Origin of the sequence: Bacillus sp. SRB_8 (genome assembly GCF_003264205.1) — a bacterium.
Classification (GTDB): Bacteria; Bacillota; Bacilli; order Bacillales; family Bacillaceae_G; genus Bacillus_A; species Bacillus_A mycoides.
In genome coordinates, this window is sequence record NZ_NADT01000002.1 from 1 (window position 1) to 4,068 (window position 4,068).

At 32.8% G+C, this 4,068-nt stretch carries 5 protein-coding genes; 3 read left to right on the forward strand and 2 right to left on the reverse strand.

All coding sequences use genetic code 11. The features are described 5' to 3' along the window. Window positions 1–520: 520 nt before the first annotated feature. A complete protein-coding gene (locus B5P40_RS00160) occupies window positions 521–1,129 on the reverse strand; it encodes a hypothetical protein (protein WP_113708654.1) in 609 nt (202 codons plus the stop codon). A gap of 104 nt (window positions 1,130–1,233) precedes the next feature. Here B5P40_RS00160 and B5P40_RS32630 point away from each other — a divergent pair, with 104 nt between their 5' ends. From B5P40_RS32630 to B5P40_RS00170, 3 genes are all read left to right on the forward strand, one after another. Next, entirely contained in the window at window positions 1,234–1,407 is a 174-nt protein-coding gene (locus B5P40_RS32630; protein WP_174078549.1) for a hypothetical protein, read from the forward strand. Between the two features lie 457 nt (window positions 1,408–1,864). Then, a complete protein-coding gene (gene mobV / locus B5P40_RS00165) occupies window positions 1,865–3,100 on the forward strand; it encodes a MobV family relaxase (RefSeq protein WP_113708655.1) in 1,236 nt (411 codons plus the stop codon). Window positions 3,101–3,114: 14 nt separating this feature from the next. Next, complete coding sequence (locus B5P40_RS00170; RefSeq protein WP_113708656.1) at window positions 3,115–3,309, forward strand: DUF7695 domain-containing protein; 195 nt, start codon at window positions 3,115–3,117, stop codon at window positions 3,307–3,309. 32 nt (window positions 3,310–3,341) lie between these two features. On the opposite strand, the gene B5P40_RS00175 is transcribed toward B5P40_RS00170, so the two are convergent. Further along, window positions 3,342–3,833 carry a replication/maintenance protein RepL gene (locus tag B5P40_RS00175; RefSeq protein ID WP_113708657.1) on the reverse strand — a complete coding sequence of 164 codons (492 nt, stop codon included), beginning with the start codon at window positions 3,831–3,833 and terminating at the stop codon, window positions 3,342–3,344. Window positions 3,834–4,068: the final 235 nt, after the last annotated feature.

The following is a 4,068-nucleotide window of genomic DNA, read 5'->3' on the forward strand; positions in this document are numbered from 1 at the left end:
AAAAAACATCACAAACCCTTATATATCAAGGACTTAACTAAAAAAACTAAAGAGCTTTTCCTTCTTTTATTTATTATATAGTTTTGATTTTGTTCTTTTTTTGAGTTTAGCAGAGTTAAAAGTTAAACATCTTTATATCGTTCTAAGAACGGCTTTTTTCCAGGCAATGGTCAGGTAGTATTTTTGAGTAAAGAACACTCAAAAATCTCCACCTTTCCTCCATTGCCTGGAAAAATTCGGCTGGTTTTTAGCTTTCGCCAAGCCGAACAGACCAAAAACGAGGTTAAGTTGCTCGACTTGGGCTAGCAATTGTACCAGCCGAACCGCCTAGATCCATCGACCAAAGTAATCAGCTCTTGCCATATCTAGTTACGTTAAATTCGTGGGGTTTAGCCCCCACACGACTAGCCAGCACTCACACCCAAAAACAAGAAGGCATTAAAAAAGAGTGTAGTATAAATTAATATACAAACACTCTTTTTTGTTTAGTTTTCATATGTATTATGAAAATATTTATTATTTAAAAACAGTTTGCAATAACATTGCTTAAATTGAAAAAGTCTAAAAGTGCAGCTTTAGTATCTCCAGCTAGTCCACTAGATGCTTTATTTAAAGCTTTTTTTATTGAATCATTTCTAGAAAATCCATTATAACGATATGAATCATAATATTTTTTGATTTTAGAAACTGCATTTGCAGTTCCTCCAAGAGCTTTAAGTGCCGATTTAACTTTTAATATTTTAGTAAATGGAATACCATTACTAACAAGTGCTACTCCAACAGCTCCAATACAAGCTGAAGCGCTAAATGATTGTACATTTTTAGATTTAGCAGGATCAATTTCATTAAAGATTAAATTTTCCTTATTATCAATGCTTACATAATATCCTGTTTTATTTTGTAACCATTCTGCAGTTTTTTGTGGGCCTTGTTCTACTACACTATTAGGGATATTTTCAATTGCTTGCAAGATAGTTTTTGATTGACTAAACATTTCATTATCAATTGCTTGTTGCTGTTGTTGTTCTACTTTTGCATTTTTTGTTTCAGCTGCAAAGGAAATTCCAGGAACTACAGAACTAAATAAGAAAGTACCGATTAATACAGGCAAAAATTTCTTTTTAAACATTTACATTACCCCTTTTTATTTTAATTTTCATACAATCATATATTACCATATTTGGGGAAAATATGGTATATTAATAGAGTAAATATATAGAAGGAGGGACTTTTATGCTTAAATTTATAAAAGAAAAGTTAGCATTAATAGGTGCTCTTTGTTTATTTATTATTACTATTGTAAATTATACAGTAAGTAATGAAGCGGTAACTGGTGTAGTTAGCATTTCATTATTTATTTTTGTATTAATTTTATACATTGTTTCTAGAAATGCTAAAGTATCTTGAAATTAATAGATTTGATTCCCAAATATTTGGCATAATGACAAAGCGATTATGCCGCGAAAGTTTCTTTACCATGAGGGGAACCCTCATGCAAACTACGGGAGGTGGCCCCACAGGGCGGTTTTTGACCGGTGGGGTTGCCTTCGGGAGTTTGAGGGTTTAGAGGCTCGTGGTCAAGAAAACGTGGAATAAATAGCGTTCATGGGAGAACAACTATTTATTCCACGTTTTTTGTTTTTATATGGGGTCTGGGGAAGAGTTCCCCAGTGGGTTTGGGCAATGCCCAAGGTCTTTATTCGGCTTGCCGAATAGCCCCGCAGGGCACACCTTTACGATAGTAAAGTATAGTGTGCTATACTTTACATGGAAGTCCACCGAAAAACAGGGGTGAAGTCTATATACTTTATATGGTTCTAGGGACTGATAAGGACATAGAACCATATGGAAAAGAGGCGAAAAAATGAGTTTCGCAATTTGCCGTATGCAGAAATTTAAAATGCGAGATGTGAAGGGAATTCAGATTCATAATCAGCGAGAAAAAGAGAGTCACACAAATCATGATATTGAGTCAGAACGAACACAACTGAATTATGATTTACATAATGATGGCCACATTGATTATTTGAAAACGGTGAAAGACAAGATTGAACAAAACGTAGAAACCAATCGAGCGATTCGAAAAGATGCGGTTGTGATGTGTGAGTTTGTTGTGACAAGTGATAGAGAATTTTTTGATGAGCTGGATATGATTGATCCAGCTCAACAGAAAGTATTTTTTAAAGAAGCCTACAATTTTTTAAAAGACCGATATGGGGAGCGAAATATTGTACATGCAGCAGTACATTTGGATGAGAAAACACCTCATATGCATGTTGGAATGGTTCCAGTAACTGAAGAGAATAAATTATCAGCGAAACAGATTTTTAACCGAAAAGAATTGGTTTCACTCCAGGACGATTTTCATGCGCACATGGTAGAAAAAGGTTTTTATTTGGAACGTGGTGTATCAAGTGATAAAAAGCATGTAGAAATACGAAAGTTCAAAGCTATGACGGCAAAAGAAGAAATAAAAATTTTAGAAACAGACATTAGACAATGTTTACAGAAAAAAGAAGTAGTAAATAAGCAAATGGAGCAATTAGAATCTCGTTTGAATCAATTACAAAACGCAGTGAAATCAACAAATAACGTCGATAAGATCGAAGTTAAACACAAGGGTGGTATCTTACGCTCTAAAACCGTTGAAATGAGCGTAGAAGACTTTGAGGAACTCAAAACTAAGGCAAAGGCATCAGAAGCCTTTAAACGTGAAAATATGACGTTACACCGCAAGAATGAAGCACTACAAGCAAGTAATACAGATTTACATACAACTGTGAAGCGTTTAGAAAAAGAAAATGAAGAGTTGAAGCCATATAAGGGTAAATTTGAACGTCTCGCAAAATTAATAGACGAGATGGATAAATTTTATGAGAAGTTTGTTCCGAAAGAGTTGCCTAAATTCCATGAGATTATTGGTTTTTGTAAAAGAAAAGTAAATGCATCGATGAATAGATTTAGTTCTCTTAGGTACTCAGAAGAAAGATTGAATGAACATGAGAAAAAAGGATATGAAACAGCATCAAAGTTTCTTGAAAATCAACAAAAAGAACAAAAACAACAAAGAAAAGAACGTGAAAATGAAAGAGGACTTTGATAGGAGGATTATCAATGAAAAAGCTAAAGAGAAATGCGATTCAATGCCGAAAATGTGGTGATGTAATTGAATCTAAATTTACTCATGATTTTAAGTATTGTTCGTGTCGTTCTGTAGCGGTGGATGGTGGTTTAGAGTATGCACGTATGCAGGGAGATTTAGAAAATATCATTGAATTACATGAGTATGAAGATGAACTAGAACATTAAAAATGCCTTAGAATTGATTCTAGGGCGTTTTTTTATGCTTCTATTTTTTGTGGTTCTTCTTCAGTTTCGATTTCTTTTAGTTTAATAGATTTACCTTTAGCATTTAATTCGACTTCATATCTAATTTTTGAAATGTCTTTCCATTCACCTTTTCCGAAATATTGTGGATTGAGTTGAAAAACTCCTGATTCTATTTTTATCAAAATTCCTTTTTTCACTAATTGATTTATTGCATTTGTAACTGATTGTAGTTTAATTCCTAAACTCGAAGCGATTATTCTTTTGTAGCCAGCATTTATGATTATAAATTGTCCTTTGTTAGCATACGAAACTGATTTTATTAATTCATACATGATTTTACTGATCCATCCCGATATTTCAGCAAGAAACATGATGTTATCAAGATAAACTTTTATGTAGTCGGGTTCTTTTCCATAATTGAAAGTAACGCTTTTTGTTTCTTCTAGTATTTCTCCATCAGGGTTAACTATTTTAGTGTTCTCAACCATTGAGACTTTAGGCATTTTTATATCCTCCCTAAAAATGTTTGAGTTAATAATAACACCTATATAAATTTGAATCAACTCTTATTTAGAGTTAAGTCTAACTGTTAAACTAGAGTTAAAAAAATACATTTAAAAAGGACAACTAAAATCAAAATTAACTCTTATATAGAGTTAACATTAACCGCTATAGCAGTTAATGTTAACTGCTATAACAGTTAATATTAACTGCTATAAGAGTTAATATTAAAAACCT